General features: G+C 60.2%; 24 protein-coding genes. 3 read left to right on the plus strand and 21 right to left on the minus strand.

All coding sequences use genetic code 11. From position 1 onward, the window contains the following. Positions 1–39: 39 nt before the first annotated feature. The 15 genes from LDO54_RS32710 to LDO54_RS32780 all read right to left on the minus strand — a co-directional run bounded on the left by LDO54_RS32710 (position 40) and on the right by LDO54_RS32780 (position 14,993). A complete protein-coding gene (locus LDO54_RS32710) occupies positions 40–2,307 on the minus strand; it encodes an LPD7 domain-containing protein (RefSeq protein ID WP_224015969.1) in 2,268 nt (755 codons plus the stop codon). A gap of 103 nt (positions 2,308–2,410) precedes the next feature. Further along, positions 2,411–4,051: a type IV secretory system conjugative DNA transfer family protein gene (locus LDO54_RS32715; protein WP_224015971.1), complete on the minus strand. Its 1,641-nt coding sequence runs from the start codon at positions 4,049–4,051 to the stop codon at positions 2,411–2,413. Between the two features lie 2 nt (positions 4,052–4,053). Then, positions 4,054–4,401: a hypothetical protein gene (locus LDO54_RS32720; protein WP_224015974.1), complete on the minus strand. Its 348-nt coding sequence runs from the start codon at positions 4,399–4,401 to the stop codon at positions 4,054–4,056. A gap of 58 nt (positions 4,402–4,459) precedes the next feature. Next, complete coding sequence (locus LDO54_RS32725; RefSeq protein ID WP_224015975.1) at positions 4,460–5,587, minus strand: ATPase, T2SS/T4P/T4SS family; 1,128 nt, start codon at positions 5,585–5,587, stop codon at positions 4,460–4,462. After that, a complete protein-coding gene (locus tag LDO54_RS32730; protein ID WP_224015978.1) occupies positions 5,584–5,886 on the minus strand; it encodes a TrbM/KikA/MpfK family conjugal transfer protein in 303 nt (100 codons plus the stop codon). Before LDO54_RS32730 ends, LDO54_RS32725 begins: the two co-directional genes overlap by 4 nt. Beyond that, positions 5,883–7,160 carry a TrbI/VirB10 family protein gene (locus LDO54_RS32735; RefSeq protein WP_224015980.1) on the minus strand — a complete coding sequence of 426 codons (1,278 nt, stop codon included), beginning with the start codon at positions 7,158–7,160 and terminating at the stop codon, positions 5,883–5,885. Before LDO54_RS32735 ends, LDO54_RS32730 begins: the two co-directional genes overlap by 4 nt. After that, on the minus strand, positions 7,157–7,963 hold the full coding sequence (locus LDO54_RS32740; RefSeq protein ID WP_224015982.1) for a TrbG/VirB9 family P-type conjugative transfer protein: 807 nt from the start codon (positions 7,961–7,963) through the stop codon (positions 7,157–7,159). Before LDO54_RS32740 ends, LDO54_RS32735 begins: the two co-directional genes overlap by 4 nt. Continuing rightward, a complete protein-coding gene (locus tag LDO54_RS32745; protein WP_224015984.1) occupies positions 7,960–8,817 on the minus strand; it encodes a virB8 family protein in 858 nt (285 codons plus the stop codon). Before LDO54_RS32745 ends, LDO54_RS32740 begins: the two co-directional genes overlap by 4 nt. 144 nt (positions 8,818–8,961) lie before the next feature. Further along, positions 8,962–9,870 (minus strand): type IV secretion system protein, encoded by a 909-nt coding sequence (locus tag LDO54_RS32750; RefSeq protein ID WP_224015986.1) that lies wholly within the window; start codon positions 9,868–9,870, stop codon positions 8,962–8,964. A gap of 18 nt (positions 9,871–9,888) precedes the next feature. Continuing rightward, positions 9,889–10,272 carry a hypothetical protein gene (locus tag LDO54_RS32755; RefSeq protein ID WP_224015988.1) on the minus strand — a complete coding sequence of 128 codons (384 nt, stop codon included), beginning with the start codon at positions 10,270–10,272 and terminating at the stop codon, positions 9,889–9,891. A 70-nt stretch (positions 10,273–10,342) separates the two neighbouring features. Further along, a complete protein-coding gene (locus tag LDO54_RS32760; RefSeq protein ID WP_224015990.1) occupies positions 10,343–11,008 on the minus strand; it encodes a type IV secretion system protein in 666 nt (221 codons plus the stop codon). Positions 11,009–11,047: 39 nt separating this feature from the next. Next, positions 11,048–13,561 carry a transporter gene (locus LDO54_RS32765; protein WP_224015992.1) on the minus strand — a complete coding sequence of 838 codons (2,514 nt, stop codon included), beginning with the start codon at positions 13,559–13,561 and terminating at the stop codon, positions 11,048–11,050. A gap of 5 nt (positions 13,562–13,566) precedes the next feature. After that, entirely contained in the window at positions 13,567–13,947 is a 381-nt protein-coding gene (locus tag LDO54_RS32770; protein WP_224015995.1) for a VirB3 family type IV secretion system protein, read from the minus strand. Between the two features lie 3 nt (positions 13,948–13,950). Further along, entirely contained in the window at positions 13,951–14,271 is a 321-nt protein-coding gene (locus tag LDO54_RS32775) for a TrbC/VirB2 family protein (RefSeq protein ID WP_224015998.1), read from the minus strand. Between the two features lie 47 nt (positions 14,272–14,318). Continuing rightward, positions 14,319–14,993 carry a lytic transglycosylase domain-containing protein gene (locus tag LDO54_RS32780; protein ID WP_224016226.1) on the minus strand — a complete coding sequence of 225 codons (675 nt, stop codon included), beginning with the start codon at positions 14,991–14,993 and terminating at the stop codon, positions 14,319–14,321. A gap of 351 nt (positions 14,994–15,344) precedes the next feature. Between LDO54_RS32780 and LDO54_RS32785 the strand changes: the two genes are divergently transcribed. Further along, positions 15,345–16,286: a helix-turn-helix domain-containing protein gene (locus tag LDO54_RS32785; RefSeq protein ID WP_224016001.1), complete on the plus strand. Its 942-nt coding sequence runs from the start codon at positions 15,345–15,347 to the stop codon at positions 16,284–16,286. Here the strand turns inward: LDO54_RS32785 and LDO54_RS32790 are convergent. The 6 genes from LDO54_RS32790 to LDO54_RS32815 all read right to left on the minus strand — a co-directional run bounded on the left by LDO54_RS32790 (position 16,283) and on the right by LDO54_RS32815 (position 24,083). After that, positions 16,283–18,136 carry a hybrid sensor histidine kinase/response regulator gene (locus LDO54_RS32790; RefSeq protein ID WP_224016003.1) on the minus strand — a complete coding sequence of 618 codons (1,854 nt, stop codon included), beginning with the start codon at positions 18,134–18,136 and terminating at the stop codon, positions 16,283–16,285. The two genes, LDO54_RS32785 and LDO54_RS32790, sit on opposite strands and share 4 nt — an antisense overlap. Before the next feature lie 144 nt (positions 18,137–18,280). Next, the gene (locus LDO54_RS32795) at positions 18,281–19,492 is read right to left on the minus strand and encodes a helix-turn-helix domain-containing protein (protein ID WP_224016006.1); all 1,212 of its coding nucleotides are present in this window, start codon (positions 19,490–19,492) and stop codon (positions 18,281–18,283) included. Positions 19,493–19,811: 319 nt separating this feature from the next. Further along, a complete protein-coding gene (locus tag LDO54_RS32800; protein ID WP_224016008.1) occupies positions 19,812–20,828 on the minus strand; it encodes a ParB/RepB/Spo0J family partition protein in 1,017 nt (338 codons plus the stop codon). Continuing rightward, entirely contained in the window at positions 20,825–22,027 is a 1,203-nt protein-coding gene (locus LDO54_RS32805; RefSeq protein ID WP_224016011.1) for a ParA family protein, read from the minus strand. Before LDO54_RS32805 ends, LDO54_RS32800 begins: the two co-directional genes overlap by 4 nt. A gap of 166 nt (positions 22,028–22,193) precedes the next feature. Further along, positions 22,194–23,387, minus strand: coding sequence for a tyrosine-type recombinase/integrase (locus LDO54_RS32810; protein WP_224016013.1), 1,194 nt, complete (start codon positions 23,385–23,387; stop codon positions 22,194–22,196). A 6-nt stretch (positions 23,388–23,393) separates the two neighbouring features. Further along, the gene (locus LDO54_RS32815) at positions 23,394–24,083 is read right to left on the minus strand and encodes a hypothetical protein (protein ID WP_224016015.1); all 690 of its coding nucleotides are present in this window, start codon (positions 24,081–24,083) and stop codon (positions 23,394–23,396) included. Positions 24,084–24,271: 188 nt separating this feature from the next. On the opposite strand from LDO54_RS32815, the gene LDO54_RS32820 reads away from it, so the two are divergent. Both LDO54_RS32820 and LDO54_RS32825 read left to right on the plus strand, forming a co-directional pair. Continuing rightward, complete coding sequence (locus LDO54_RS32820; protein ID WP_224016018.1) at positions 24,272–25,429, plus strand: PIN domain-containing protein; 1,158 nt, start codon at positions 24,272–24,274, stop codon at positions 25,427–25,429. Between the two features lie 7 nt (positions 25,430–25,436). Beyond that, on the plus strand, positions 25,437–25,820 hold the full coding sequence (locus LDO54_RS32825; protein ID WP_224016020.1) for a hypothetical protein: 384 nt from the start codon (positions 25,437–25,439) through the stop codon (positions 25,818–25,820). Positions 25,821–25,860 lie beyond the last annotated feature (40 nt).

The raw sequence follows: 25,860 nt of genomic DNA on the forward strand, positions 1-25,860 counted from the left end.
GCGCGAAGCGGCGGCGCTGGCGTTCCACCAGCGCGTGAATTAGCGGTCGATGTCCGTAGGGATGCCCGGCTCAGCCTGCGGCGTCGCAGTGAGTCCCTGTGCAATGCGGCCAGCCTCAAGCAAGGTGCGATCGACAGTCGGAACCGGAATCACCAGATCGCGGCCCGACTGACGCGCTTCATTGATCTGCTTTTCGAGATCGCTGCGAAAGCGCTGCTGAACATCAGGATGAAAGCCCCTGATACGATGCTCGACGACCTTCCTGGCGACGTCCGCGGTGAATACGTCGTGGCCTTTCCCGGCAGTCTTGCGACCAGCCGCGATCGCGGCGCCACGTTCGACGAACGCGGCGCGCGCGGCCTTGATTTCCTGCTCGTCGCTCAGCGATGGCGTGGGCTCCTTATCCGTCTGCTCGGTATGCCCAGCGCGTTGGCGCGCGTCACCGTCCTCGCTGCTCCGATTTGCAGCAACAGGCTGTTCCGTCGACGTCTTATCCTGGCCGCCGACGACTGCACGGGCTTCGCTCTTGCCGGGCGCCTCGGGCTCCGGCTTCGCGCTCGCCTGCGCGGCCTGTGTCGGCTTCTCAACTGCCGGGCCGCGGCCATTCGTTTCGATCGTGTTTCCCTTCGCGGCTTCTGCACCCTTTTCTGCGCCGCTAATGCGCATTTCTTCACGGGCAACCGTCAGAAGCGCGCGGTCCTGATCGTTCGGTGCGAAGCCTGTCGACTTGATGCCGGCCAGTTCGGCCGCGATCCACGCCTGACGGCGAAATTCCACATCACCCTTCAGCTGAACCTCGCCCCAGTTCTTCGCCTGCGCAACATCCATCATGCTGCGCACGATGCTCTTGTCGTTGCTGTCCGTGGAGAGCTTGCGACCCTCGTCCTTGAAGTGAACGACTTCGGCCTTGCGATGAAGAAACTTGCCATCGAAAGCGACGTACTGCGTGACGACCGACTGCGGGAGTTCGTATCCGTGGTTACGGAAAATCGGCGCGGCCTTGACCTCGTTGCCCTTATCATCAACCTGACGCTCGCTGGCTGCCTTGGCAGGATTTGCCTCCGATGCCTTCGCGGCACTCGTCGCAGGTACCGCTTCCCTGCCCTGCGAGCGCTCAAAAGCGGACCGATCACGCTCGCGCGCGAGGCGCGCGCTTTCCAGGTCGACAGCTACCTGCTCGTCGACGTGCTCCGGCTCGTTCGCCGCATTACGTGCGTTCGCATCGTTGGCCGATTCGCCACCGAGGCCCACGGCGTCGATCCGCGGATTGTCAGCCGCATCGAGCGACGGAAGCCCGTTATCGAGGCGCGATTCGAGCGGATCGGCAATGCTGCGCTCAGGACTCGCCACACCGCGCTCCGCTGCGGCGAGGTCCGCGCGCGTCGCGTCGAGCTCGATGCCCACCGCGAACACTATGGCGTTGCCTTCCGGTTCGGCCTGCGCATCGACAAACTCACCGGCGTCGCGCGAATCGTCGTGCGCTTCGATGTCGCCGACGGACGCGGTCGACGTAATGGCCTGGGCAGACACGTCAGCCCCTGCCTGGTTCGTAGCCGGCGCGGTTTCCTGCACATCGGGTTCGACCGTGTACGACATCACCAGCTTGTGCTTCTGAAGCAATGCGAGTGCGGTCGTGCCGGTCGAATCCGCAATCTCAGGATCCACGCCGCCGTCGATCAGCACACGAGCCGTAGCCATCGCCGCTTCGCGCTGCGCTGCCGTCAGGTCCTCCTTCCAGTCCGTTGCGTCAACGTCCAGCATGTGCAGTGCAGTTCTGCCTTCACCGTCGCGCGCGTTCGGCAGCACACCGTGATCGAACAAAGCAGTGACGAGCTCGGGATCACGCCCCCACGCGGCGAGGTGCAGCATGGTCGTGCCCGGCGGCACGTCGCCTTTGACCGGCGTACCAAGGTTTGCACCGAGGTCGATCAGCGACCGGATCATCTGGTCCGATGAAGCGGCCTGCGCGTATTCGCGTGATTGCGGGATCTCGTTGTTCGAAGCCGCACCCGCCGGGTCAGCGCCCTCGTCCAGCAGAAGGCGCGCGAGTTCGTGCGCGCTGCCGGTCAGTTGAATCGGCGTCTGGCCCGCAGCATTCCGAACGTTGACGTCAGCGCCGTGATCGATGAGCACTTTCACCAGATCGGTATCGCGCGAGAAAGCTGCGACATGCAGCAGTGTCGTGCCTTGAGGCAGATTCAACCGTTCAGTATCCAGCGCCTTGTTGACGTCGACGCCTTCACCCAGGAACGAACCGGCAATGTTGGAAATCCGCATCGCGTCCATGTACTGATCGTATTTCGCCATCTTTTTCTCTCTATCCGAAAAACAGATATGTATTAGGTTCCGCTGCTCGCGCGCCTGCGCCGTATGACGCTCTCTCTCGCGCGCGCAGGGCGTTCAGGGTCCGTTACGCAGCTTCCGCAGCAGCCCGCAGCCCGTTCATCGCGTCGATCTCGCGAAGGAATGGGAACTGCTCGCAAAGCGCGGCAAAGATTTCGTCGCCGTTCGTGATGTCCCGCGCGTCAATCAGATGGAGCTCTTCCGGGCGCACTTCGACAAGCTCCGGTGAGCCGTTGCGGCGGGCATTGCGTTGAGCCATCGCCGCCTGGATATCGATGACGGGGATCGGGACGCTCAGTTCCTTGCGCTGGAGCGCAGCGAGCTCGAGCGCGTCCTGATTCGGCATCTCCTTGCCAAGCGCGGCGAGTGTCGGGCTATGCTGCTTGAGCACGTCGATAAAAGCGCGATCCTTGTAGTAGTAAGCCTTGTCGCAACGAATCGGCTTGCAGTTCTCGGTGATGATGATTTCGCTCTCCTGAGACATTTCCTTGAGTTCCTGCGGCATCATCAGCGCCCGCTTCTGCTCGGTCTGTCCGTTGTTCGTGGAAATCCCCTTGCCAGTGGTGCGCCCGCGCGAGCGCTGCACAGCAGTGAAGTAGCCGAGCATTTCCGAATACTCGTTCGCATCGGCCTGTTCGCGCGGCGGGTACAGGATCTGCAAACCATGATTGGTCACGAGCGTGCGGGCGCCATCCTTGCCGTACATGTCATCGCGCTGCAACTGCGCGACGCTCTGGATGATCGTGATCAGCCTGATGTTGTAGCCAGCGATGTACGCGTTCGATTCGTCGATGATCCCGATCTTGCCGACTGCCGCGGCCTCGTCGAGGAACACGGCGCACTGGTACTTGAGATCCGCGTTCTCCTTGGGCAACTGTCGCATGTTCAGCTTGATCAACTGCGAATAGAACAGGTTGATCAGCTGGCCGGCGTCCGCAAGGCGGTTCGGCGTGACACCGAAATAGACCGACATGCGACGCGAGCGAACCTTCGAAAGATCGAAGTCCGATTCACTGGTCGCGGCGTCCACAACCGGATTGGCGAACACGAGCAGCGGGGCGTTAAAGGTGCCGGTGATGTTGCCCAACGTGTTGTCGGGAATGCCCAGAAAGCGATTGAATGCGTCAACGCAATCACCGCTCAGTGCTGGCCCGGCAGCGCCAGCCTTGGCACGGGTACGCAGAATCTCCTGCACATGCTGCTTGAGCTGCGTACCGGCGCCCGAACCCTGACGGACAATCTCCCCCATCGTGACCGGCATGCCAGGCGTTTCCAGCAGATAGAGCGCGAGCGCGAGGAACAGATTGCGTGCGCTGTCGTGAAAGAACTTGGTTCGTGCATCGACGCGGCTCGGCCAGAACACCTCGCCGATCGACATAATTTCGCCGATCCGCAGATGTTCAGGAAACTGCTTGACGGCATCGAAGACGTTCCAGCGATGCGTCACACCATCTTCCGAGAACGGTGCAAACAGATAGACCTCCTGACCGGCCGCCGCGCGCACCTTCGACGTGTAGCGGAAGTTTTCCAGTTTCAGGTCGAGCACGACGACCGAGTCCGGGTAGGTAAGCAGGTTCGGGATGACGATCCCGACACCCTTGCCGGAACGCGTCGGTGCCGCGAGCATCACGAACTGCTGCCCGTGGTAGCGAAGGTAGCCAAGGCTACGGTGGTAGCCAACGATGATGCCGGGGAAGCGTGCGCCCATCGTCATTCCCCCGTCAGTCCGGCACGGCGAATCTCACTCGCGCGGGCAAACCGCGCATCGCCGTGCAGAGCGCGACGACCGATCGTCGCCACAACAACAGCTGTCATCGCGGCCGGAATCAGCGTAATGAGCACTGCGATGACGTTGCACAGTACAAGCACGCGTTTGACCTTGAGCACGTCGCTATATGCGTGCCAGTAGTCGACCAGCGTGAACAGGCCTGCCTGCGTATCGGGCAGATTCTCCAGATGCACAAATGCCACGCCGCCGACATACAGGCCGCCGAGCGCGAAGATGACCATCAGGACCAGTACGGCGCCCACGAGTATCAGAATTTTTTTCGGTTCCATTTAGGGGCTCATGCGTCTATGTGAATAGACGACGTGCCGGAGCACGCCGCCGCCCGGATCACTTCATTCCGTTCTGCAAAAGGAACTTCTCAACCGGGTCGTAGAAGATCCGGGTCAGCTTCTTGCGGTGCATGAACAGCACGAGGTCAACCGTGGTCTTCGCTTCACGAAGAATGAAGTCGTAGTCCAACCCCCTGCCGGCTTCGCTCTGTTTGACGAGCGTTGCAATGCGCGGAAAAACTTCACGCGGGCCATTCGCATGGATACTTGTCATCCCGCCTTCGTGGCCGGTATTCAGCAGCCCCATGTAGTCCCAGGCCTCCGCTCCGCGCAGTTCGGCCAGATAGACCCGATCAAATTTCATGCGCAGCGTGGACTTCACGATTTCCTGGGCAGGCAACTTCGCGCTATAGAACATGTGGACCTTGTTCCACTGATTCGGAAGCGGGAGTTCGTGGGTATCCTCAATCGTCCCGATACGCGCGTTCGGATCGACCAGGTCCGCCATCGCTTTCATCAGCGTCGTCTTGCCGGAGCCTGTGCCCCCCACGAATACGATGTTGAGTTTGTGCTTGATCGCGCCTTCGAGCAGTTGACGCACCTTGCGGCCCTTCAATGCAGCAAGCAACTCGTGCTCATGCGGCAGGAGGTGCACGTTTCGCGGTACATGCGTGTGGAACGACACATCCTCGAACTGCGGATCAAGCAACTCCGCGTCTTCCGACGTCAAGCGGGCGTTCGACATGCCGCCGGCGCGATACGACTCATCCACGAAGGAGTCGAAGGCGCCGAAGGATTCATAGTCGTCCATCGTGAGGCGCATCTTGCTCGGGATGCGGATCGTGATCGACACCGTGTTTTCTTCGCAGGCGGGATAGAAAAGCACCTGTCCGCGCTCGCCGTCAGGGAGCACGATGTTCTGGATCGGATCGTCACGGGTGATGTGCTTGCCGTTGAGCACGCACAGCGCATTGCCGAGCTTTTCGAGCATCGGTAGCGTGCACTCGGGAACCAGGTGACGCGTCCAGCCCGAGGAGCCTTCGGTCGCAATTTCGCCGGGGCGATTGATCGCAATTTCCGTCACGCCTTCGGTTTTCATGAGCCGGAGGATTCCCGATTGCTCCAGATAGGAGCGGACCGTCGTTGTCTTGTCGAACACGATCGGCAAATTGGTGGCGTCGCTCACTTGATAGTTCCTCCGAACGAATTGTTCAACATCGACGGATAGCTGCCCGCCGTTTTGCAGCCGTTGAGAAAACTCAGACGATCCTTCGGCGTAGCCGAATAGTCGATGTGGCCGTTGTGGTAGTCGATGATCGAGAAGTAATCCTCCAGCGCGCTGTCGCATGAAGAACCACCACCTTGACCAGTGAATTCACCGTAGAGACAAACCACCGTCGTACAGGCATCCTTTGCATACGCAACAGGAGAGGCTGCAAGCGCGACCGAGGCAGCACATGCGCCGATATAGGTCAGCTTGCTCATTGCGCGGCCGCTCCCACGTTCACGCGTTCATAGACATCGCTGAAGTCGATATCCTGAGCAACGTAGATGTTGACCTGCTGGCCCTGCAGCGAATAGGCAGTCGGCGGAATGTCGACCGTGCTCTTGAGGATTTCGGCCGCCATTGAATCGGTGTTGCTCGCCGTCGTGGAGAACGTGATGCCGCTGCTGCCGACCGATTTGTTCGCGAGTGCTGAACCGAAGTCGCCGATGAGGCTGACGATCGTGCCGCCGGCGAAGCGTTCGAGCCAATGGTTGTCGACGTAGGCTGTCATGCCACTGCCACCGAGCGAGTCCGTCACGGGCGAATCGAATTCGACCTTGACCGGGCCATCGTCGATGCGTGTCCACAGAACCATGATCCGAGCCTGCCCCTGGGTCAGCGCATTGCGCTGCTCGCCCTTCACGTCTGCGCCCTTGCGGATGAGCAGGGTGTGGCCGTCAGCGGAGTACACGTCCTGAGCCACCGTGCATTCAGTCATGCCGGGATAGGTGGTATTGACCGCCGTGCCCATCACGCAGCGAATCATCGTGCCCTTCTCCAGCAGATAGGAGAGGTTCGGCAGGAACCCGGCCTTGCGCACCGCTGACTTCGAGTTTTCGGAGCCTTCCAGTTGTGCATCGAGCGGATTCGATTTGCCTGCCCCACCCCCCCCGCTTCCCGGAACCAGGCCTGCGGCCGCCTGCCGTACCATGCCAGTGACCCCGTCTGCGCCGCCTGTTACCGCTTCCTTCTTGTCGTCGTCGAGCACGCCAACGCCGCCGCCAAGCCGTCGCTGCGCGACCGTTTCCGCCGGGCTGCGCTGGCCTCCGAACGGGTTCTGCGCCGTGCCCGATGCGCCGTTGGGTTCACCGGCCATATTGATCGGAGTCAGGCGCGCAGCGGCAGCTGAGGCGGCAGCAGCTGCGCTCGCCGCCTCGCCGGCTTTGGCATTGGCCAGGCGCTGCAAGTCCAGCGCCTTGTCCTGCCGGTCCTGTGCTTCGATACGCTTCTTTTCGCTTTCAAGATCCGTCGTGGACGACGAGCCCGTCTGCGATTTGTCCTTTTGCAAACGCGCGGCCTCCTGCGAGGCTTCCTGATGCTGCGCCGTCAAACGCTGAATCGTGACAGCCACAATGGCCACGATCAGCACAACGATGACCACGCCTGCTAGCGCGAATAGCACGCCATTCAGTCCGCTCTTGCGGCGACCAGCGATTTGCGGCATGCCCCGATCCTCGGGGGCATCGCTCATATGCTGATTGTTCTCGCTCACTCGCTTTTCTCCTTGAGGATGCGGACTTCTCCGGGCACCGTCGTCCCCGTACGGTTGTAGTGGCCGTCCGGTGCATATCCATCGTTCCTGACGCCCAGCACCAGCTTGCCCAGACGCACCACGAATTGCGCTGCGGTCTCATGCACGACAATCGTGTCGCCTTCCATGTGATAGGGCGCGAGACCTTCCGTCCCGTCGGGGAGAATGGCGAATACCTTGGGGAGATCGCGCCCCGTGTCGTACTGGAAGTAGGTGAAGGTGCCGTTGTCGTACAGCTGCGTCGGCTTCAAATCCATGTCACCGCGGATCGAGTAGCGCGCATTGCGCGGTTGCGTATAGGTCGCGCTGCCGCGCAGCACGTCCGCGGCTTCCTGACGTTTCTTCGCGTCCGCGGCCATGCGCTTGTTGCGCGTGTCGGGATAGTCAAAGCGCAGTGCCCACGTCACCGCATCGTGCCTTCCAGCAAGCTTGAGCGAGAAGACATAACGACGTTTGTTGGTCACGATGATGAAGTCGGTATCCGGCTTCACCTGCTCGGGCTTCAGAAAGATCCAGTTCTGTCCTTTGCTCGCATTCCACGCCTGGCCGTCGCCCATACCGGCGCCTTTGGTCGCAACCGTCTCACCTTCCTCAAACTGGATCAGCGTGGCCTTCCCCGGTGCGGCCGTAATCTGGAACACCTCGTTCTGGTCGTATTCCGCGCACTGCACATTCGGATCCGTACCGCACGGACCCGGGATCGTGAGCGCGAAGGCCGGCGACCACGCGGCGAACAGAAGCGCTGCGAGAATCGTGAGCTTCATTGCGCACCTCCGGCTGCCGTGGCGGCTGTGCTCGCAGCAACAGGCGCATCGGGGCCTTGCTGCGTTGCCGGTGCGCGGGACAGATCCCGATCCAGTCGATAGCTCAGCACGCGGAATCCGGTCGGATCGACGTCCTGCTCTTTCGTCTGCTCAGGCACGTCGTCGTGCTTGTAGGCGATCGTCGCGATCCAGTACTCCGTCGTGCGCGGCATTGCGTTGTTCAGCGGCACGAGCGTTTTCGAGAAGAACACCTGCGCCGTGTCGCCGATGAACGTAATGACGCCGACGTGCGCGATGACCCGCGCCTGCTCCTTCAGAACCTTGAGCGGCGAAGCAGTGCTGCGGATAAATCCATCGTAGAGGTCCTTTTCATGCGCGGCGCTCATCGTCATCACGGCGTCGTGCATGTCCTGGATCGTCTCCCAGTCGTAGCTCTCGCGCATCTCGACATAGCGCCGGAGGTCCGCGCGATCGTTCTTCTCAGCCCACGTGACTTTGCCCGATGCCGTGGTCGGCAGTACCGTCACCGTGCCTGTAGCAGCATCGTCGCGCAGCACCGCCGGAGGGTTAGGACGCTTTAGGACTACTAATGCACTCATGCCAATAACAGCGAGTGCAGCGATCACGGCAAACCCCACCGCAGCACGAATGGCGAGCCTGTAAATCTCCTTGTCCTTTTGCACGCGCGATCGCTCGAAGTCGCGAGCCTGTTCCAGATACCAGCGCCCGCTCTTGCGTTCGTCCGCCGTCAGTGTGCCGTGCGCGACCGCAGCGGCGGACAGTGCCGGCTCTGCGGACGAGCGCTGTTGCTTCTTTCCACCGTCCAGAATCCGATTAATTGTGTCTTTCAGCATGTTCGATGTTCCGTTAGCGCGCCTGGTTGATCGGTGTCCAGTAACCCGATGGCTGAGGTGCCTTCGGCGGGGAGGAGCAGCCTGCAAGAGCAGCCGCCAGAAGAAAGGTTGTCAGTAGTTTCATTTGCCTAAGTTCCCGAGTGTTTATCCTTTTATGCTCCCGCCCTTGTTCCTGTTTCGGTCCTCCCAGTCCTTCAGCGCTTTCGCCACTGACGCTCCGGCACGCAACATGGAGGCAAATTTATTGAAGTTCGTACTCACGACGGCACCACCCGAGAGAGCCGCAGCAACACTCGGCAAGCTCAGCGAGATCACAAGAAAGGCAACCCCCATCACCGCTTCCTGAAGCACAGCAGCCGCGCCGGGGGTAGTGGTCGCGTGGCTCGTTGCAAAATTGACTTCCAGTTGGCCCGCGATCGCGTACAGCGGGACGAGGAGGATGTAGTTAGCAACCTGCGCTGTCCACGCTGTGAAGAAGTTTCGCGTTGCGGGAAAGAGCGCAAGGCTGATGAAGATCGGCCCCAGAGCGAGCACGATCGTGAGCGAGAGCTTCGCAAGCAGGATGTACGCCGCCGCAATGCCAATGAACGGTATGCCCAGCAAGACAATGACCGCATACATGCAAATCGCCACGATCCAGCCGGAGATGCCATGCGCGTTCTGGAAAAGCGTATCGATTCCAGTCAGGTAGGTATTGAGCAGCGCGTCGAGCCCTGAGCCGGAAACAGTGGTCCCGGTCACTGCGGTAGCCAGCTGATCGCCGAGGTTGTAGGCAAACGGGACGACGTACGTGGTGTAGTACGTCGCGTTCATTCCGAATGTCAGGACCGTGACCCAACCGATCATTCGCTGAAAGAAGTCGAGCATCGGTTCTTCCAGCGAATTCCCACGCCAGTATGAAAAGGTGATCAGCAACAGGTAAATCAGAAAGCACACCGACATGATGCTGCTGATCAAAGAGATCACGTTCCCGGCACCAGTCGTAATCGTCGAAGTCAGATTCGCCTCAAACGAGGTGAACATGCTCTCGAAAATGGTAATTGTTGCGGCCATTTGGTTTTCCCAGGATTGTCAGAGCTTGCGCAACTGCACCACGCCGAGCAACGTGATCGCGAACCAGCCCGTCGTCGAAACGAAAGTTCGCGGCTTGCCGTGGTCGGACCATCCGCACGGCACATGCACGAGCGCAATTTCGTTCGTCTGAACGCCACGCACATCGACATCAACCGAGCGGCGAACAAACGTCTCCAGATCAGCCTTCGTGAAAGCTCGCGTCGCTTCGTATTCGTCAGGCTGACCAAACGGTTTCATCGGACGCGACCAGACATCTCCGCTCATCTCATAGAGGACGTAGTCATTGCCGTTGCGCTCGACCTTGATGAACGGCGTCCACTTGCCGTCGCCCTTGATGTCAGCGGCGTACGTGCCAGACATGTCTGCTTCTGCGAGATTCACGTGCTGACCGCACGCACCGAGAAATAGCGCGCACGAGACCGTCACCAGCGAAGCTAGATGGCGAAGCATCTCAGTTGTCCTCCAGCGTGCTCTTGAGCTCGTTTTCGTATTGCAACTCGGAGAGGTCTGATTCGCTCTGCTGTAACCTGCTGGCCATGTTTAGTCGCGTCTGCTCGTTCTGCACCATCGTCTGTTCGGCCTTTAATCGATTTGCCAGATCCGCCTTCGCGGAGGCGTCCTGCGTTGCGTCGGCCTTCACCATTAGCGCCTCGATGTTGTTCAACCGATCTATATTTGCGTTGTAGGCCGCCATCTGCATCGCCTTGTTCGCGGCCGTCACGTTGTAGACACGCTGTATGGCTGTTGTGGATCCTGCCGTCAGCCCCTCCGTGCTCTTGATTGAGTTCGTGGAGCTCGCGAGTGTCGACGAACTGCCGCTGCTGATGTTCGAGTAGATCGAACTCCATGAGTCCGGCAGATAGTTGTGCAGCGTGCTGGCGTCATTGAGAATCTGCCCGTAGCTGTGGTTGCCGGTGATCGCGGTGTACTGGCTGGTCAGCATGGTGTACTGAGCCTTCATCTGCTCAAGCTGCGACGTAAGAGTCGTGACCTGCTGCACAGCCTGGGCCAGCGTCAGCGCATCGGTGACCGGGATCTGTGCGTGTGCAGCCGTCGCACCAAGTGCGGTAATGAGCGCAACGGTGAGCGCACGAATGATGCGAAAGATTGAGTTCATGTTTTCACTCCGATAATTTTTCGCCTGCGCGAAAATCCGTCAGGCCATTTCCGCCATCGCAGCCCGGAAACTCCGGTCTTCTGCTTCGATGCGTTTGCGTCGGTCCGCCACGCGCGTATCGAGGATGTGCTGCCACTTCGAACGATCCGTCCCATACTCGGGCAGGAGCTTTGCGATCTGCCTGTTGATGAATACGCGCTCGAGGAACGGCTCGCGCCAGGCGTCTGGGTCTTCGCCGTGTTCCGCGATGGCAGCTTCCATGAGCGCCACGCTTTCGATGCTTGCCGAGAGCACAGCAATTTCATCGTCGAATCCCTTCAGGTCGAGAGTCGCGAACGCGGACTGGTTTGATTGCTTGACGAGGAACGTTCGCGAAGCCTTGCCGAGCTTCTTTAGCTCTGCAAATTCTTTTTCGGTCAGACCGCATGCCTTGTATTCGCTCCACTCAGCAGCCGGGTCAGGCAGGAAAATCTTCGTGGCCGTCTGGCTGCGGATCAGCGGGAAAATCTCGCTCTGCATTGCCTGCGCAGGTTGTTGTGTCACCAGCACGAGGAATTCACCTGCCTTCCGGCCCGCAGCGAGCGCCGCTTCCATCATGCGGCGTGGCATTTCGAACTTGATCGGCATCCAGAATTCTTCGACGATCGTGCAGAGCAACTGGCCTTCTCGCTGCATCAGCTTTTTCAGATGCAAGAGATAGGTGAAGACTGGCTCCGCTGGCTCGTAGCGGTCGCGCAGGAATGCGGTGATGTCGATGCCGATTCGCTTTTGCGTCGTCACGTCGAGCATCGTGCCCGGCACGTTGTCGAACACCCAGGCATATCGGCCTTCAGCTGCATGGCACCACTGAGAAAGTCGAAGCGAGAGGCAGTCTCCGCCGGTGTAGGGGATGCTCTCCAGAAGGCGGCTGAACACGCGCTGCTCCACGACCTTGAGCTCCATGATCGTGTCCACCGCCTTCTTGATCTGGTCCTTTTCGCTGGCAGTGAGCTTGCCCTCGTTGTCCTTGCCGCACATGCCGACCAGGTCATAGAGAAACTGACGATTGCCAGGCGTATCTTCGAGCTCGAACGGGGCCAGCCCGGTCGGTACACCCTCGGTCAACGTGATGTAGCTGCCACCAAGCTGACGGATGAAGATTTCCATGCCGCGACCGATGTCGAGTGCAAAGATCATCGGATCAAAGCGCTCCACAAACGCAACCATCGCAAGCTGCGTAGTGGTCTTGCCTGTGCCGGTCGACCCCAGAAACAGCGTGTGCCCGGCAATCTTCTCGCCAGCGTTGTTATCGTCGTCGCGCGTCGCGTGATAGTTGAAGCTGTACAGCTTCTTCGAGGTGGTTTGCAGCGGCATCACGGCCGTGCCGTCGCCGAGCGGATTGCCGCGCGACTTGCCTGCCGAGTAATCGTGCAGGGTGAATGCGCACGCAAGGCTGCGCGACGACTTCGGCATCGGTCTGGGGAGCTTGCGCGCGCCGGGAACCTGGCTGAAGTACGTGAACGGTGCCGAGGCGGTCGCCTTCACCCAGCCGAAGCCGCACTCCCCCTTCGAGCGCACTTTGACGAGGTCGCCGTTATCGAGCGCCCGTTTGGCCGTCGGCCCATAAACGACCAGCGCGCCGTGGTAATCGCCAAAGGCGAGTTCGTTCGATGCCACGTACTTACGCGCATCTTCGAGCTCCGTCACCTGGTGCGTCGCCTTGTCGTTCGCAGACTGGAGCTTGTTGATCTGACCCGTGATCGCCTTGTCCGCCTGGTAGCTCGTCATGCTGCCAAACGATTGCGTGATCGTGAATTCAACCGGCAGGGACAGCAGCGGATTGAGTTGCCCCCACCCAGCCTTCGGAAAGTCCTTCAGGTCATAGCAGGTTGCGTACTTCGTTCCAGTGTCCGTACGGATTTCCAGAACCTCATAGCCGAAATGCAGCCACGCGTCAGGAATGAGTTCCGCGCCCGGTGCGGTCGTCACGGCCACTTCCTGCTCTTCGCCGTTGACCAGTTCGCTATAGAACTTGTAAGCGTTCGAGAACTGGATGCCGTTACGTTCGAAGGTTTCGAGGAATTCAGGATCGTAGGCAGCCAGCTGCTTTTCCATGCCGTCTGCCATCTGCTCGATCTGCTTCAGGCCGTCGTCGAAATCGTCGTAGCTGAACAGCAGCGTGATGTAGAACGCGTTCTCGAAATACTCGCCCTCGCGAAAGCGCTGGAGATATTTGAAGGCGAAGCGCTCACAGAACTCGGAACTGAAGGCATAGCGACCATTGAAGCTGACCTTGCGTCGGCGGAACGTGGTCCACAACTGGACCTTTCGCCCGTGATCCCGCCCGAGTGCCGTCAGCATGTCCGTCAGGTTCTCGAAGGCAGACTCAAGAACCTGATCATTGACCGACTCGAATGGGATGCCCATTAGCTTGATGTTGAAGAACATGCGCCGGTCTTCCATCGTCGAGATACGACGCGAGATCGGGCGGCCCACCTTCGGCATCCACTCTGCAACGGGCGGCATGTTGCGGATGAGATTCTCGATAGGCGTGCTACTGAGTTGCGCTGACATCAGGTTCAATCCTCCTGTGACATGGCTTGTGCGGCTTCACGATGGGCACGTGCATAGGTTTCGACGTGACGGCCGTAGCGGATCGGCGATAACGTGAGCGTCTTGCCGTACATCGCGTAAAAGCGGCGCTGCATCACACAGCGGATTTCCAGACCGAGAATGCGCAACGCCTGGTCGTCGGTCGCGCAGAGCTGCTTGAAGTAGAGGAGCACCGGCGCGCCGGCGCACCCGAACAGCAGTCCACCAGGACCAAGCGTTGCCCCTCCAACCATCGAGACGACGAGCGCAGCGACAAAGACGACCAGAGCGGGCATCAGCGGAATGCCAAGGATCATCGGCATTCGGGAGAGCCCGGCGTAAGACGGATAAAGGGTTTTCTCGGCCATGACTTAGCTCGTGAAGAGTGCCCAGAGATACGGGCCAAGCACGCCGACCGTCGAGCCGACCACTGCGACCTTGAGGCAGGCGCCGGCGAAATCGGACCAGTGCTCGCGGTCCGTGAACGCCATTGCGCCCTTGTAAAGCAGGTAGCAAAGGGCGACGACGCCGATGAAGCTGTAGAGGAATGTCTTGAAGGTCGTGGCCGCCGTGGTTCCCGAGTCGAGGCCACTTGCGTGTGCCTGCTGCACGCACGCGAGGGCGAGGACCGCCCCCGCCCCGATCGCCCGCTTCAAGCTGCTGCTGGTTTTCATACGTGTTTTGATTTTCATCGTTAGTGGTCCTACTTGATTCCGGCTCGATTTCTGCAAACGTCGACCTAGCGCTTAAAGTCTCCGAACGCATCCCAACCGGTATCGTCCGACTCCGGTTGCGCCTGCCCCTGAGCCGGGTCCGAGGCAGTGGGATTCTTTTCATGTTTGGCGGCGACTGCCCTGCTCGCCTTTGGCGCGGCAGCAACACTTTGCTTCGCCGACTGGGCGGTGGTCACAACGTCCATGACCGCACGTATCGCAGGCACCGTGTCGACAGAGAGCGCATTGAACGCGACACGCTGCACATAGCTGGTGCCACCGAAGTCGCGTTTCAGGCCGGTCTTGAAGTTGCCGCTGTAGTAGCAACTGATCGCGGCCTTGAGCGCGGGGCCACCGGGGCCGAGCATTCGTGCCGCACGCGCATAGCAGTCGGTGAGGATGGCCCCGCCGGCTTTGAGATTCAGACAGGGATCGAATGCCGTCTCGTAGGTCATCCCGTACTTCGCGAGATTGGTGCGGTTCACCTGACCCAGCCCCATGCTGAAGTTGATCCCCTGCGACTCCAGCGAGTGCGCTGTCGCAACCGCTTCAGGAAGGCTGCGCGGTTGACGCACGAGGTGCCCACCCACCACACCGATCGCGTACGGATTGAATGCGGACTCTGTGCGCACCACGGCAGCGAGCGTCGTCGGGTCTACGGTTGGCGCGCATTGGTGCGCCAACGTCACAAAATCAATCATCACGTCCAGCCCTTCCAGCTCTAGTCGCGTCGACCAGCAGGCGGCAGCCAATGCAGCCGTTAGGGCTACCTGTGCTCGCGTATGCCAGTTCCCGTCTTGAACATGACGGGCTGCGGTATGTTGAAATGACGCACGCCGCAATAACTTTCGCATAAGCGTGCTTGGCGCGTCACTTTAACATGATGTTTCGCGATAGGTCAGAAGAATTCGATTTTCGGCTTTTATATGACGTGATGCGTCATGTTCAGCTGCTTTTAGCCGATTTTAGGGGCTTTGCAGGCGGCGTGATGCGGGAAGAAAACTTGCGCGGCACGCCAGTTCTCTGTAAAGTTCGCCGTTAAATCTAGGAAAATGACCTGCTACGACATGACGGACATGACGGACGAGAGCAACGCCGACGAGGCGGCTAAAGGTGCCGATGCGGACAAGGCCGCCGAAGCTGTCGCGATTTCAAATCGCGTCAAGGCCTTGATGGAAAGACATGACGTGCCCAAGCGCGCGCAGGCTGGCAGGCTGAGTGAAATACTGCAACTGACGTTCTCAGCTGCAAGCAGGAAAATGAAGGGCCAACTGCCTTGGACAACCAGTCAGCTGATCAAGGTTGCCGAGGCGTTCGGCGAGCACGTTAGTGTTCTCGTTGATATGCCCGCGTCGGCCGCCGTGGAGTCAGAAAGCACACGCTATGACGCTGCACTTTTTTTCGGTCAGGAACCGGAGACGTGTACCGCGTGGATCAATGACCGGCAGGAGATACACCGCAAGGACGCGGGTACCTATGTCGCGCGCAAGCTTAACGAAGCCTGGTTCGTCTACCGCACCACGGACGCGCCTGAAGGCGGCGGTCCGCTCTATCCCGTGCGCCTGATTGAAATCCGTGACTCAGGGCCGCGCGTGCGACTCCCCAACGTCGCGGTTCTGGACGATGACAAGCGGGATCACAGCGCGGAAAACCTTGCCGAGACACTGAAGGCGCGCGGCTTTGACGCCATCCCGTACACCAACGATGATGACGTGCGCGCAGCGCTGCAAACTCACCTCTTCGACGCGTTTGTGCTCGACTGGGTGCTCAGCCCATCGAAGAATGCCGCAGCTCTGATCCGCCACATTCGCAGCAGCGGTACCGCGAGCAGCGATGCCGCAATTTTCATTCTGACGGGCAAGCTGAAGGACGGCACCGCCTCGGAAGATGAGATCGCTAAAGTCCAGCTCGAACAGCGCTGCTACCTCATCGAAAAGCCGGTGCGCCCTCAATCGTTCGCAGCCGAGCTTGCGAACGCGATCGACCGTCGTTAATTCCTCTCTCGCACCATGATCGCCCGTAGTGCCGTTGCAAGCTGCACGGCACGCACGGGCTTCTGAAGCTGCGCATCAAAGAATGCCTGGTCCTCAGGCGATAGCAGTTCCGTTGAGTACGCGCTCACCCCGACGATCGTTACTGTCCGGTTCATCGTCACGCCCCGACGAATCCTGCGCGCTACTTCGATTCCATCCATCCCCGGCATTTGAATGTCCAGCAGAACGACGTCATACGTCGATTCTGCAATGGCTTCGAGTGCTTCCGCCCCACTGCTAACGACGTCCACCGTCGCCAGCATCGCGAGCGCCGTATCTGCGAGGGATTCGCGCGCGGATTCGGTGTCGTCGACGATCAGTACGGCTTTGCCCTGTAGAGGCGCGTGAACCAGTGGCCCCGGCGCGGGAAGTGTCTGGCGCACGATCTCAACAGGCAGCGACACGTGGACAGTGGTTCCGCGACCGGTGTCACTGTCAACCTTGACCCACCCTCCGAGAAGTTCGGTCAGGCCCCGGACAATCGCCAGTCCGATACCGGCGCCCTCGTGGACACGGGTATGGGACTCGTCGAGGCGAACAAACGGCTTGAACAGTTCGTCGATCGCATCGCGAGGAATGCCAGGTCCCGTGTCGGACACATTGAGCGTCAGACGATCGCCCTCAACCATTTGACTCACGCTCATTTCGACGCGCACCGACCCCTGGTCGGTATAGCGGATGGCATTGCTTAGAAGATTTCCAAGGATTTGCCGAATCCGCGCCGGGTCAGATCTGCACGGCCATGATTCGCCGGCAGTGGCCAGCTGGAGCGCAAGCCCCTTTCTCCCCGCCTCTTCGCGAGCATCATCGATGAGCGATTCCGCGAGCTCCAATGGATCGAACAACTCGGGCCGTAACGCAAGACGCCCGGCATCGAGGCGGGCGTAGTCCGTCAGGTCTTTCATCTGCGAGTCAAGGCGCTCCGCTGCCAGTGCGAGACGGCGCACCATGATTGCGTCGGTGTCAGGGAATTCGCGGTTCGCCAGCACATCGGTCACGCTCAGAATGCTTTGAAGCGGCGTACGCAACTCATGACCAAGCGTGCCGAGAAATGCGTTCTTTGCACGCGCCGACTTCTGCGCTTCGATACTTGCCTGACGCACCTCTTCGATTGCCTGCTCTTGCTGGAACGTGAGCTTCTTTTCCTGCGCGAGCAAGGCCTGTTTGCGTCTCAGTAGCGCAAGGAGCGTCGCGAGGGTCGCGATTAACATCGCGCCCAGTGCGACAAGCGCAATGACGAGATAGCGGCGCTTGTTCGTTACCGTTTGGGTCATCGCCTCCCGGCGCAGCTGCTCAGCGTTCGCGGCAGCGCGCTTCACGTCGTCCATCGGTGACTCCAGTCCGTCCAGACTGGTCACCAGGCCACGGACCTCACTGGTGTGGGCGCCGACATGGTCTTCCGGCAGTGTGCTGACTGCTGCACTGGTGTGTTTGATAATTTCGCCGACTTCGCCCAGCGCGTGTTCATAGCCCGGCGTGTTTCGAAGCATTGAACCGCGCTCCGATCCAGCAAGTTGGGCAGCGCTGTTGAACTTCTCCTGCAAGAGATGGAACCGCTTTCGAACCACCGAAGCAGTTGTCAGGCCTGTGCTATATCGAAGCAGTGCCCCTTCGGCCCCTTGCCGCGCATCCTGCAAATCGGCGATCGGCTGATAGACGTTGTCAGGACCGGCGAGGCTTTCCAGTCCCGTTGGTTCCGAGACGAGCGACCACGCAAATCCGATCGATGCCGAGATCGATGCAACGAGCGCCGCGCCAGCGGCCCACATACCCAATCGTTGCCATAGCTGCAAAAACACAATCCCGAACACGCGGACAGACCTTCCCTTTTGTAAGTTACGCCGTCGGCCCTGACGGCACCGGGAGCGTACACGGTTTGATGGCTCCCGCCAATTTTCGCCTGCGCGAAAATTATGACCGTATAAACAAATAGGGACAAATGTATGCGGTGCGAATTACCGCTGCGCTGTCACAGCGCCAAAAGTGCGTGCAGCCAGCAGTTTGCGCGTGACCATTGCAAGCGACCCGCGCGAGTCAGATGACCCGAAGGCGTGACCTGATGACTTTACTGGGCTAGCGCGGTTTCCACACGCGGTTTCGAACGCTGCCGCGAGTTCAAGCGTCTCGTGCAGGACGGCGCCGGAGCGCATTGCCTCCAGGAAACCTGCTTGCCAACCCGAAGGGCGACGACGAACGACACGCTCACTGGCGTGCAACACGGAGAGCTCAGAACCATCAGCCGAAATCTCGTATCGAGCGTGAGCGTCTGGGGCGTAGAAGGCCTTTGCCCGGAAATGCGCGAGATCGATCTCGATCGATTTGTCAGCGCGCGTAGTGCCGTCCGCAGGCTGTTGCTCGTGTGACTCACGTTTCGTTTTCGCGACCCAGGCGAAATCCGTTGGGGACTTCAGAAGGGCGCGGAGATAGTTGATCGGCCGGTTAGCAGCTTTCAGGTTTTCCCACGTTGCCTCAACCACGTCGGACAGCCGCTTGCCTGCGCGGCGCGCTTCGGCCATGAGCAGAAAGACGAAGTTTTTATGGAAGCCCAGGGGCAGGAGGCGTTCGAGGTCGCGAGGGAGTGTGCCCTGTTGTCTCTTTTGAGAAGAAGAAGGGGACTGATATTCATCTGTATACACGTCTGACTTTGTGTCACACGGATGCTCAAATGAAGTGCGGGCCGTTGTTGTTTCGTTGGATTTGGGTTGCTCAGATGTGCTTCCAGGGCGCGCGGAAGGAACCGGTTCGCCAATGAGGCCAAGAGCCTTCGCGGCGAGTTCGGTCAGGTGGATATACGCGGACGAGAAGTGGCCCGTGCGGTATTTGCGGGACTGGTCGCAAACGGTAATGAAGCCGAGCGCAACAAGATCCGCTTCGGCGCGATACCAGGTGCGGACGTGGACACCGGCACGACGGCTGAGATATTCACGGCTCGCGAAGATCTCTTTGAGCGGGCGTGCGTTGGATGCAGTGAGGGCGATCGCGGCGAGCGCGGCGCGTGCACGCCGCGGAAGGGCCGTCATTGAGAGCGCGCGCTGATGTGCGCGCAGAGTTTTGTACGGCAGATTCTTCGCGTCACACTCGAAGGTGTCGATGTGATCGAAGTCGAGATTCGTTTCGGCAGGATGAACATCACCCTCGCCAGCAACCAAGCGTTGCGCGATAGCCATGACAAGCGTCCATTTTCAGAAATGGATGAGCGTTTGCTTGACTGGCTTTCTCTATCCGCTACACTCGGAGTTGTTAGCGCTCTGACCGATTCCCGTCGGTTTGAGTGTAGCGGGCGAGGTTCCAGCCAAGCCCAAATCCGCAAAGGCCTCCAGTTCCCGCTGGGGGCCTTTGTCTTTGTGGCGTAAAAACCGTTACGTCATCACACCGTCCTGTTTTCCTAAGTCTTTGATTTTCAAGGATTCCCCACTGGGGAAATATCGATCAGAATGCAGTTAAAACGCTAAGTCATTGATTTCACTGGATTCCCCAGTGGGGATCTTACTCTGCCGACGAATCGATTTCTCTTTTGATGAAGGCTTCGATCTTATCGGCCCATTCCTGAGCGGTGGCGCTGCTATCGTTCCCGGCAAACCTGACACCAACAACGCCATTCCTGACCGCGACTTCGCAGAGTTTCTTTCTGCCAATCGAAATCGTGCGTGTCGGTGCAGCTTCGGGTTTTGGCAGCTTCGGCTTCGCCATCGAAAGCGCCTCTTTTTGCGTCAGCGTCTCGTCCTCAACGAGCGCGCGAATCGCCTTAACGACTGCATCGCCATTGCCAGCATTTGCAAGCGCAGCAAACTCCTCAGCGGCATGCCCACCCACGCTGTCCGGCCGCGTGGTAATCGCGGCTAGCGCTTCGGAAGGCAGCTTTTCAAACGCAAGAATCCGGTGAATGTGTGACGAGCTCAGGCCTGATGCCTTGATGATGTCGTTACGTGTAAACCCGGATTCATCCTGAAGTCGGCGGAATTGCCGGAATTTCTCGAAGTCGGGCAGCGAGGGCGCTAGCAGATTGGAAAACGTCGCGCCAAGTTCAGCCTCCTTCGCATCGCCATTGAATGCGATGCCCAGAATCTTCGATCGCTTTAGATCGTCGCGGTAGATCGCGGTGCGGTTCGCGCCCGAGACGATTTCGTTTCTTCCGTCGCCAAGCGGGCGGTAGACGATCGGATGGATAAGGGGGTTGTTGGCAAGGTTCTCACGCAGTTCTTGATACTCTGCTTGAGAAAGCACTCGCCTTCTGCCGGGCACTTCTACGAGAGTCGCGATATCGACTTCGCTAGCGCCTCCGGCTGCTCCTGCGCGTTCGAGTTCTTCGATTCGGGTCCGGGCGGCAGCGAGTTCGCGCTCCGCGCCCTCCAATTTTTCTTCGGCCTGGTTGACGAGGTTCTGCGCGTCAAAAATGCGGCCCGGCGATGTACGTGACTCTGCAACCTTTGTGGCGGTGGCCACACGGGCTGGATCAGATTCGATCGCCTTCGTGCGTTCGGAAAGTCGCTTCGCAAGATTCATTGTTCATTCTCCTTCAGCCAAGCGCGAACCAACTGGCTGTCCAAATACTCAACTAGGCGGTCGAACGGCTCACGGATCCTGGCGTACGCGCTGCTGCTGACTTCGGATTTTGCAACGTCGTAGACCGTCGAAAGCATTGCCGCTGCTCCGACTTGCACGCTGGATTCAGGAATAGAGATGGGGAGAACGCGTGATCCGTAAGCCTTCGTCAGCCACTCTTGAACCGCTCGCGAAAGGTCCGTGCTGCGCACCTTAGTCATGAGCACGTTAACGAAGTCATAACGCTTGTGCGCAGAGACACCAGGCAGTTTGCTCGCCACCTCCGAAAAGAGTCGCCAGAACTGGGTCGAACTCGCGAAGTCCATTCCCTCGGGCGGGCAGGGCAGCAGAATCGCGTCGGCAGAGACTAAAGCGTTTGTGGTCAACTGACTGAGGGCGGGCGGAGTGTCGATGATAACGACGTCGTAATCAGCCAAAACCGGCTTCAACCCTTTGTTGAGAATGTCCCAAAATTCGAATTTCCGATCGCTCAAAAGCTTGGCAGGGACTTCGAATTCAGCGTCCGACAGGTAGGTCGTCGCAGGGATCAAGTCAAGGTTGTGCCAGTAAGTCGGTCGAATGGCATAACCAACCGATTCCTGCTCCCCATAAAACAAGGGAAGCAGCGTTTGATCTTCAGGTATCTCCGTTTCCGGTGCAAAGCCACAAAGCTGCGTGGCGGAACCTTGGGGATCGCAGTCAACGACCAATACCTTCCGGCCCAGGAGCGTTAGACCTTGCGCGCAGGCAATGGAGGTTGTCGTTTTGGTGACGCCACCCTTGAAGTTAGCAATGGCATAGACGCGTGCGCGCGCACCAGTCGGCTTCGCTTGACGCTTTGCGCCACTCGTCGCCTGGATCCACTGAATCGCTTCTTCGAGCGAAAATTCCTTCGCGCGGCCAGCCCCTTTGGACGTACCTGCCGGGAGTTCGCCTTTCGTCGTGAGGTATTTCAGCTTCTGTTTGTCAATGCCGCAAAGGCTAGCTAGGCTAGCGCTTGTGAATGTCGGAGCCTTCTTGCGTGGATACGGCTCAAGCATTGCGTCACGAATCTGGTCCAGGATGTCAGCCGCCTGCCCGGAGAGCGCAACAAGGTCGTCAATTGACACTGATTGATCAACGCCGGGTAGGCGATTTGCTTGAAGGTCATTCGCGGCCACAGTGATTTCCTGGTGTCTGAGTGGTTTCCCGGTTTTAGTGAAAATTCCATCTAACCGGGAGAATAATCGGTGCCTGAGTAAACTTCAAGTAAACTCTTAAGAGTTCTCTGCCCTGATATCGCCTCGACGGGCCGTGGTATTTCGCGCAGGCGAAAAAAAACCGCCCTTATCGGGCGGTCTGTCGGGCACGGGCGGTGGCCAGCGCGCGTCGTGTGGGCTCATCATCCACATACTGGTTGAAGGTCCGTATGTCCGTGTGGCCCATGTTGGCCAGCGCGTCGCGCGCCTCCAGCCCCGCGCCCACGGCCGCGGCCAGCCCTTTCGCGTAGGAGTGACGCAGCCAGTGCGTCGACGCTTCGCGCAGGCGCTCGGCATCCACCGTGCGCCGTTGCACCTTCGCCCACGCCAGCGCTTCCTCGCACAGTCCCGTCACCAGCTTCCAGACCGCGGTACGGTCGCGCAGGCCTTTCCACTGGCCGAACTTCGTGCGTCGCACCGACAGGAGCAGGGAGAGCGTTTCGCCCGGCGCCGGCACAGGCGGCAGGCCAAAGGCGATCCGGTAGGTCTGGAGCGACAGGGCGATCTCGTCGCACGGCACCCAGCGCGCCTTGCCGCCCTTGCCACGCGCCACGCGCAGCTGCCAGATCACGGGCGGCGCATCGGGGAAATCGGCCCGCAGCGCAGCGGGCACGGGCTCGATCACGACGTGGCCCATCTGGCAGGCGATTGCCTCGCTCGCGCGCAGGCCCGTGCGCTCGAACAGGTCCACCACGAACCGGTCGCGGGCCTTGGCAAGCCGCGCGCCGCGCGTGGGCGCCGGCCGGGCGTCGATCGCCTCACGCAGCAGCGCGGTGTCGGCGGGCGACAGGAAGCGCGCCTGTTTTTCCACGACGATGCGACCGACCGTCGGCAGGCCCGCGGCGGGGTTCAGCTGGAGGTGGCCGATCTCGCACAGCCAGTCGAACAGCGACGTCACGATGCCCTGTGACTGCCCGGCGGAGGCGTCCGACAGCGGCCCGAGGAACGGACGCCAGTCGGGCGAGCCCCGGCGCACGCCGCGCGCGCGGATTGCCCACGGCGCGGGGGCCTGGAGGAAGGCGACATACGCGCTGAAGTCGTCGAGCGTCCATGCGGAGATTGGCACGCCGGTCTGTCGCGCGTACCAGAAAAGCCGCTCGGCCTCGGTGCGGTACTGCGCGAGCGTGGTCGCGGCCAGCCGTCCGCGCCCGGTCGCCTTGGCGGCGAGCCAGCGCGCCACCACCTCGGCGTCGGAAAGGTCCGGCGGCAGGATGGGGCTCGCGCGCCGGTTGGCGGGCGTGGATTCGTGGCTGGTAGCAGGAACGAGGGCGCCGTGGCTCATGGTGCGTTACTGGCCAAGATAGAAACCGATTTTATAAATACAGGTTGCGGTCGCGGCCGTCGCGAGGGCGAACGGAACGGCCATGTCGACGCCCACGCGCGACGCCACTGCTGCGCGCCAGATTGCGCGCAGCATCAGCTGATGGCGCGTCTTGGCATTGAGAGCAAAACTCGGCATTCTGTCATCGGAGCGGCCGTACTGCTGGCCGCCTTCCCATCGCGCGAAAATCGACGTATTGACTACGCCAGACCACCACGGCTCGTATTCGTCGCGGCCCAAGGAGATGTCCACCGAGACGTCCCGCAGCGGCCCGTTCTCCCTGAGCTGCGCTATGAGTCCGTCGTGCATGAATTCTTCGGCGGCAGCAAAGCTGGTCACCGCAGTTCCGCGCATCACATAGCCAGCAATCTCCGCTTTAAGGTGCGCCTTGACCAGGCTGGAACGAAGACTCTGAAACAAGCCGTTGACCGCCTCCAGTTCCGCTTCTGTATCCGATGCGTAGCGCCAGCGCAGGAACATGTAGACGAGCGTGGCGGATAGGGCGAGCCAGACCTTGAGCGGGCTGACGTTGCCGACCTGCGCGAAGCCGAGCAGATTGCCGGTGGGCGTGAAGGTCAGGTGGAAGAAGGCGATCGCGAGGATGGCGGCGGAGAGGGCGACGACGTTGCGCCGCAGCTTGTCCGGGGTGTCGTCCATGGTCTATCTGTTTTTCTGGGCTTCTCGAGGGCAGGAATAGGCTGTTCAACCGGGAGAGAGCATATCCCAAACTGCGCCACATTATGGGGATAATGTTGCCTAGCGTTGTATCGAATCGTGGAAACGCTGGTAAATATGATTCTCGCCGTGCGAGAATCGGATCGTCACCGACCTCCTGCGTGCACCCTATGGACGAACAAATCCACAACCTGATCCTTGCCGGTGAAATCACCGCGCTGACCATCGACACGTCGGTCTTCAACAAGCTCGGCCTGAAACTGGAAAGTGGGCTGCTCGCCCAGCTCGGACAGTTTCGCGAAGGCGAGTTCGAACTTGTCATCGCGAACACGGTAGCCAACGAGGTGAAGCGGCATCTCGCCGACCACGCGACGGCGGCGACGAAGGCCTTACGCAATGCGTTGGAACTGACCGCTAAGCATCAGGCGCTAAACCCCGCGCATCAGGCTGAACTGACTGGCCTGAGCAAACTCGCCGCCGCTGACGATCATGTGCGCGCACACAAGCGGTTCGACGACTGGGCAGAGCGCGCAGGTGCGGAAGTGATCCACGAAAATGACTTTGCCTCGATCGGTGAGGTCATGCGCCGCTACGAGGCGGGTGAGCCGCCGTTCGCGGAAACGGGGGACAAGAAGCAGGAGTTTCCGGATGCGGTGGCATTGTCGACGCTCGAAGGTTGGGCGGAGGAAAACGACACCCGAATCCTGGCGGTCGCACAGGACAACGACTGGAAACGCTACGGTGCCCAGTCGAAACGCCTTGTTGTTGTCGACGATCTTGCGGACGCGCTGTCGACCATTCAGGGATTGGGCGAGGCACGCGTACCTGCGGTGCGGCTGGCGAAGCAATTTGTTGCTGGTGATGAGCTGGGGCTGCAAGCAGCTGTGCTAGACGCGGTGCGCCGTCAGGTCGACAAGTTCGAATTCAGCGTGGAAGCAGACTCCCAGTTCGCGGTGGAGGAGGAAGGCGTTGAGGCAACGGTTGACGATATCAGCCTCGATATTCCCGATGCAACTGGAGCCACGCTGGATACGATCTCACATGAAGACGGGGAGGCGGTCGTCAAGTTGAGCGGGACCGCTTCTTTGAGCGTCGACGTGCAATTCAGCTTTGACAAATTTGACAGCGTTGATCGCGATTACGTTGGGATGGGTACCGCCACCATTCCTGAGGACGTTGAAATTGACTTCGAGGTCTTAGTGACCGTCCTGATCGACGGGGACGGTTTGACTCTGGATGAGGTCGAATTGCTGCCGGCGACGCACCACCTAGAGTTCAACGACATCGTGCCGGACTGGATGAACGATCCCGACAACTTTGACCATTGAGGCGTGAATGAGTGCACGTTTTCAACTGGTCGTGATTGCCCTGCCGCCCGATCTCCCGCCCGAGGCAGTGCCCGAACAGGTGCGGGCACTGGTTGCCGCGTGCTGGGCTGGCATGAGCCGCGCGCAGCTGCTCGACCGCGCACGGCGTTTCGCGCTGCGTGCCTCGATGTGTCCCCTCGCGGGCCTCGCGCCAGACGGATGCGCGCGCTTCGCACTGCGTCTCGCGCTGCCCGATCCGTTGGCCGATGCCGTGCCGTCCACCGTGGCCGCAGCCGCCGTCATTGAGCTCATTGCACACGTGCGCCGCCTCGCCCGTCGCCGGGCGGGCGCGCGGCGCGCGAAGGTGTCGCTGCCGCCCGCGCGCGACGCGCGGCAGATGGGGCTTTTCTGATGGAGGGTGCGATATGGGCCGCCCACGACTGACCTGGACC

This window comes from Paraburkholderia tropica (assembly GCF_914484835.1).
In the GTDB taxonomy this organism is placed as follows: domain Bacteria; phylum Pseudomonadota; class Gammaproteobacteria; order Burkholderiales; family Burkholderiaceae; genus Paraburkholderia; species Paraburkholderia tropica_A.

What these genes read in the sequence shown, in the direction of transcription:
- LDO54_RS32815 (WP_224016015.1), bottom strand. Translation starts at nt 24,083, where the DNA reads ATGGACGACACCCCGGACAAGCTGCGGCGCAACGTCGTCGCCCTCTCC.
- LDO54_RS32740 (WP_224015982.1), bottom strand. Translation starts at nt 7,963, where the DNA reads ATGAAGCTCACGATTCTCGCAGCGCTTCTGTTCGCCGCGTGGTCGCCG.
- LDO54_RS32730 (WP_224015978.1), bottom strand. Translation starts at nt 5,886, where the DNA reads ATGAGCAAGCTGACCTATATCGGCGCATGTGCTGCCTCGGTCGCGCTT.
- LDO54_RS32745 (WP_224015984.1), bottom strand. Translation starts at nt 8,817, where the DNA reads ATGCTGAAAGACACAATTAATCGGATTCTGGACGGTGGAAAGAAGCAA.
- LDO54_RS32825 (WP_224016020.1), top strand. Translation starts at nt 25,437, where the DNA reads ATGAGTGCACGTTTTCAACTGGTCGTGATTGCCCTGCCGCCCGATCTC.
- LDO54_RS32710 (WP_224015969.1), bottom strand. Translation starts at nt 2,307, where the DNA reads ATGGCGAAATACGATCAGTACATGGACGCGATGCGGATTTCCAACATT.
- LDO54_RS32780 (WP_224016226.1), bottom strand. Translation starts at nt 14,993, where the DNA reads ATGATTGATTTTGTGACGTTGGCGCACCAATGCGCGCCAACCGTAGAC.
- LDO54_RS32715 (WP_224015971.1), bottom strand. Translation starts at nt 4,051, where the DNA reads ATGGGCGCACGCTTCCCCGGCATCATCGTTGGCTACCACCGTAGCCTT.
- LDO54_RS32750 (WP_224015986.1), bottom strand. Translation starts at nt 9,870, where the DNA reads ATGGCCGCAACAATTACCATTTTCGAGAGCATGTTCACCTCGTTTGAG.
- LDO54_RS32770 (WP_224015995.1), bottom strand. Translation starts at nt 13,947, where the DNA reads ATGGCCGAGAAAACCCTTTATCCGTCTTACGCCGGGCTCTCCCGAATG.
- LDO54_RS32810 (WP_224016013.1), bottom strand. Translation starts at nt 23,387, where the DNA reads ATGAGCCACGGCGCCCTCGTTCCTGCTACCAGCCACGAATCCACGCCC.
- LDO54_RS32720 (WP_224015974.1), bottom strand. Translation starts at nt 4,401, where the DNA reads ATGGAACCGAAAAAAATTCTGATACTCGTGGGCGCCGTACTGGTCCTG.
- LDO54_RS32760 (WP_224015990.1), bottom strand. Translation starts at nt 11,008, where the DNA reads ATGAACTCAATCTTTCGCATCATTCGTGCGCTCACCGTTGCGCTCATT.
- LDO54_RS32785 (WP_224016001.1), top strand. Translation starts at nt 15,345, where the DNA reads ATGACCTGCTACGACATGACGGACATGACGGACGAGAGCAACGCCGAC.
- LDO54_RS32800 (WP_224016008.1), bottom strand. Translation starts at nt 20,828, where the DNA reads ATGAATCTTGCGAAGCGACTTTCCGAACGCACGAAGGCGATCGAATCT.
- LDO54_RS32795 (WP_224016006.1), bottom strand. Translation starts at nt 19,492, where the DNA reads ATGGCTATCGCGCAACGCTTGGTTGCTGGCGAGGGTGATGTTCATCCT.
- LDO54_RS32775 (WP_224015998.1), bottom strand. Translation starts at nt 14,271, where the DNA reads ATGAAAATCAAAACACGTATGAAAACCAGCAGCAGCTTGAAGCGGGCG.
- LDO54_RS32765 (WP_224015992.1), bottom strand. Translation starts at nt 13,561, where the DNA reads ATGTCAGCGCAACTCAGTAGCACGCCTATCGAGAATCTCATCCGCAAC.
- LDO54_RS32820 (WP_224016018.1), top strand. Translation starts at nt 24,272, where the DNA reads ATGGACGAACAAATCCACAACCTGATCCTTGCCGGTGAAATCACCGCG.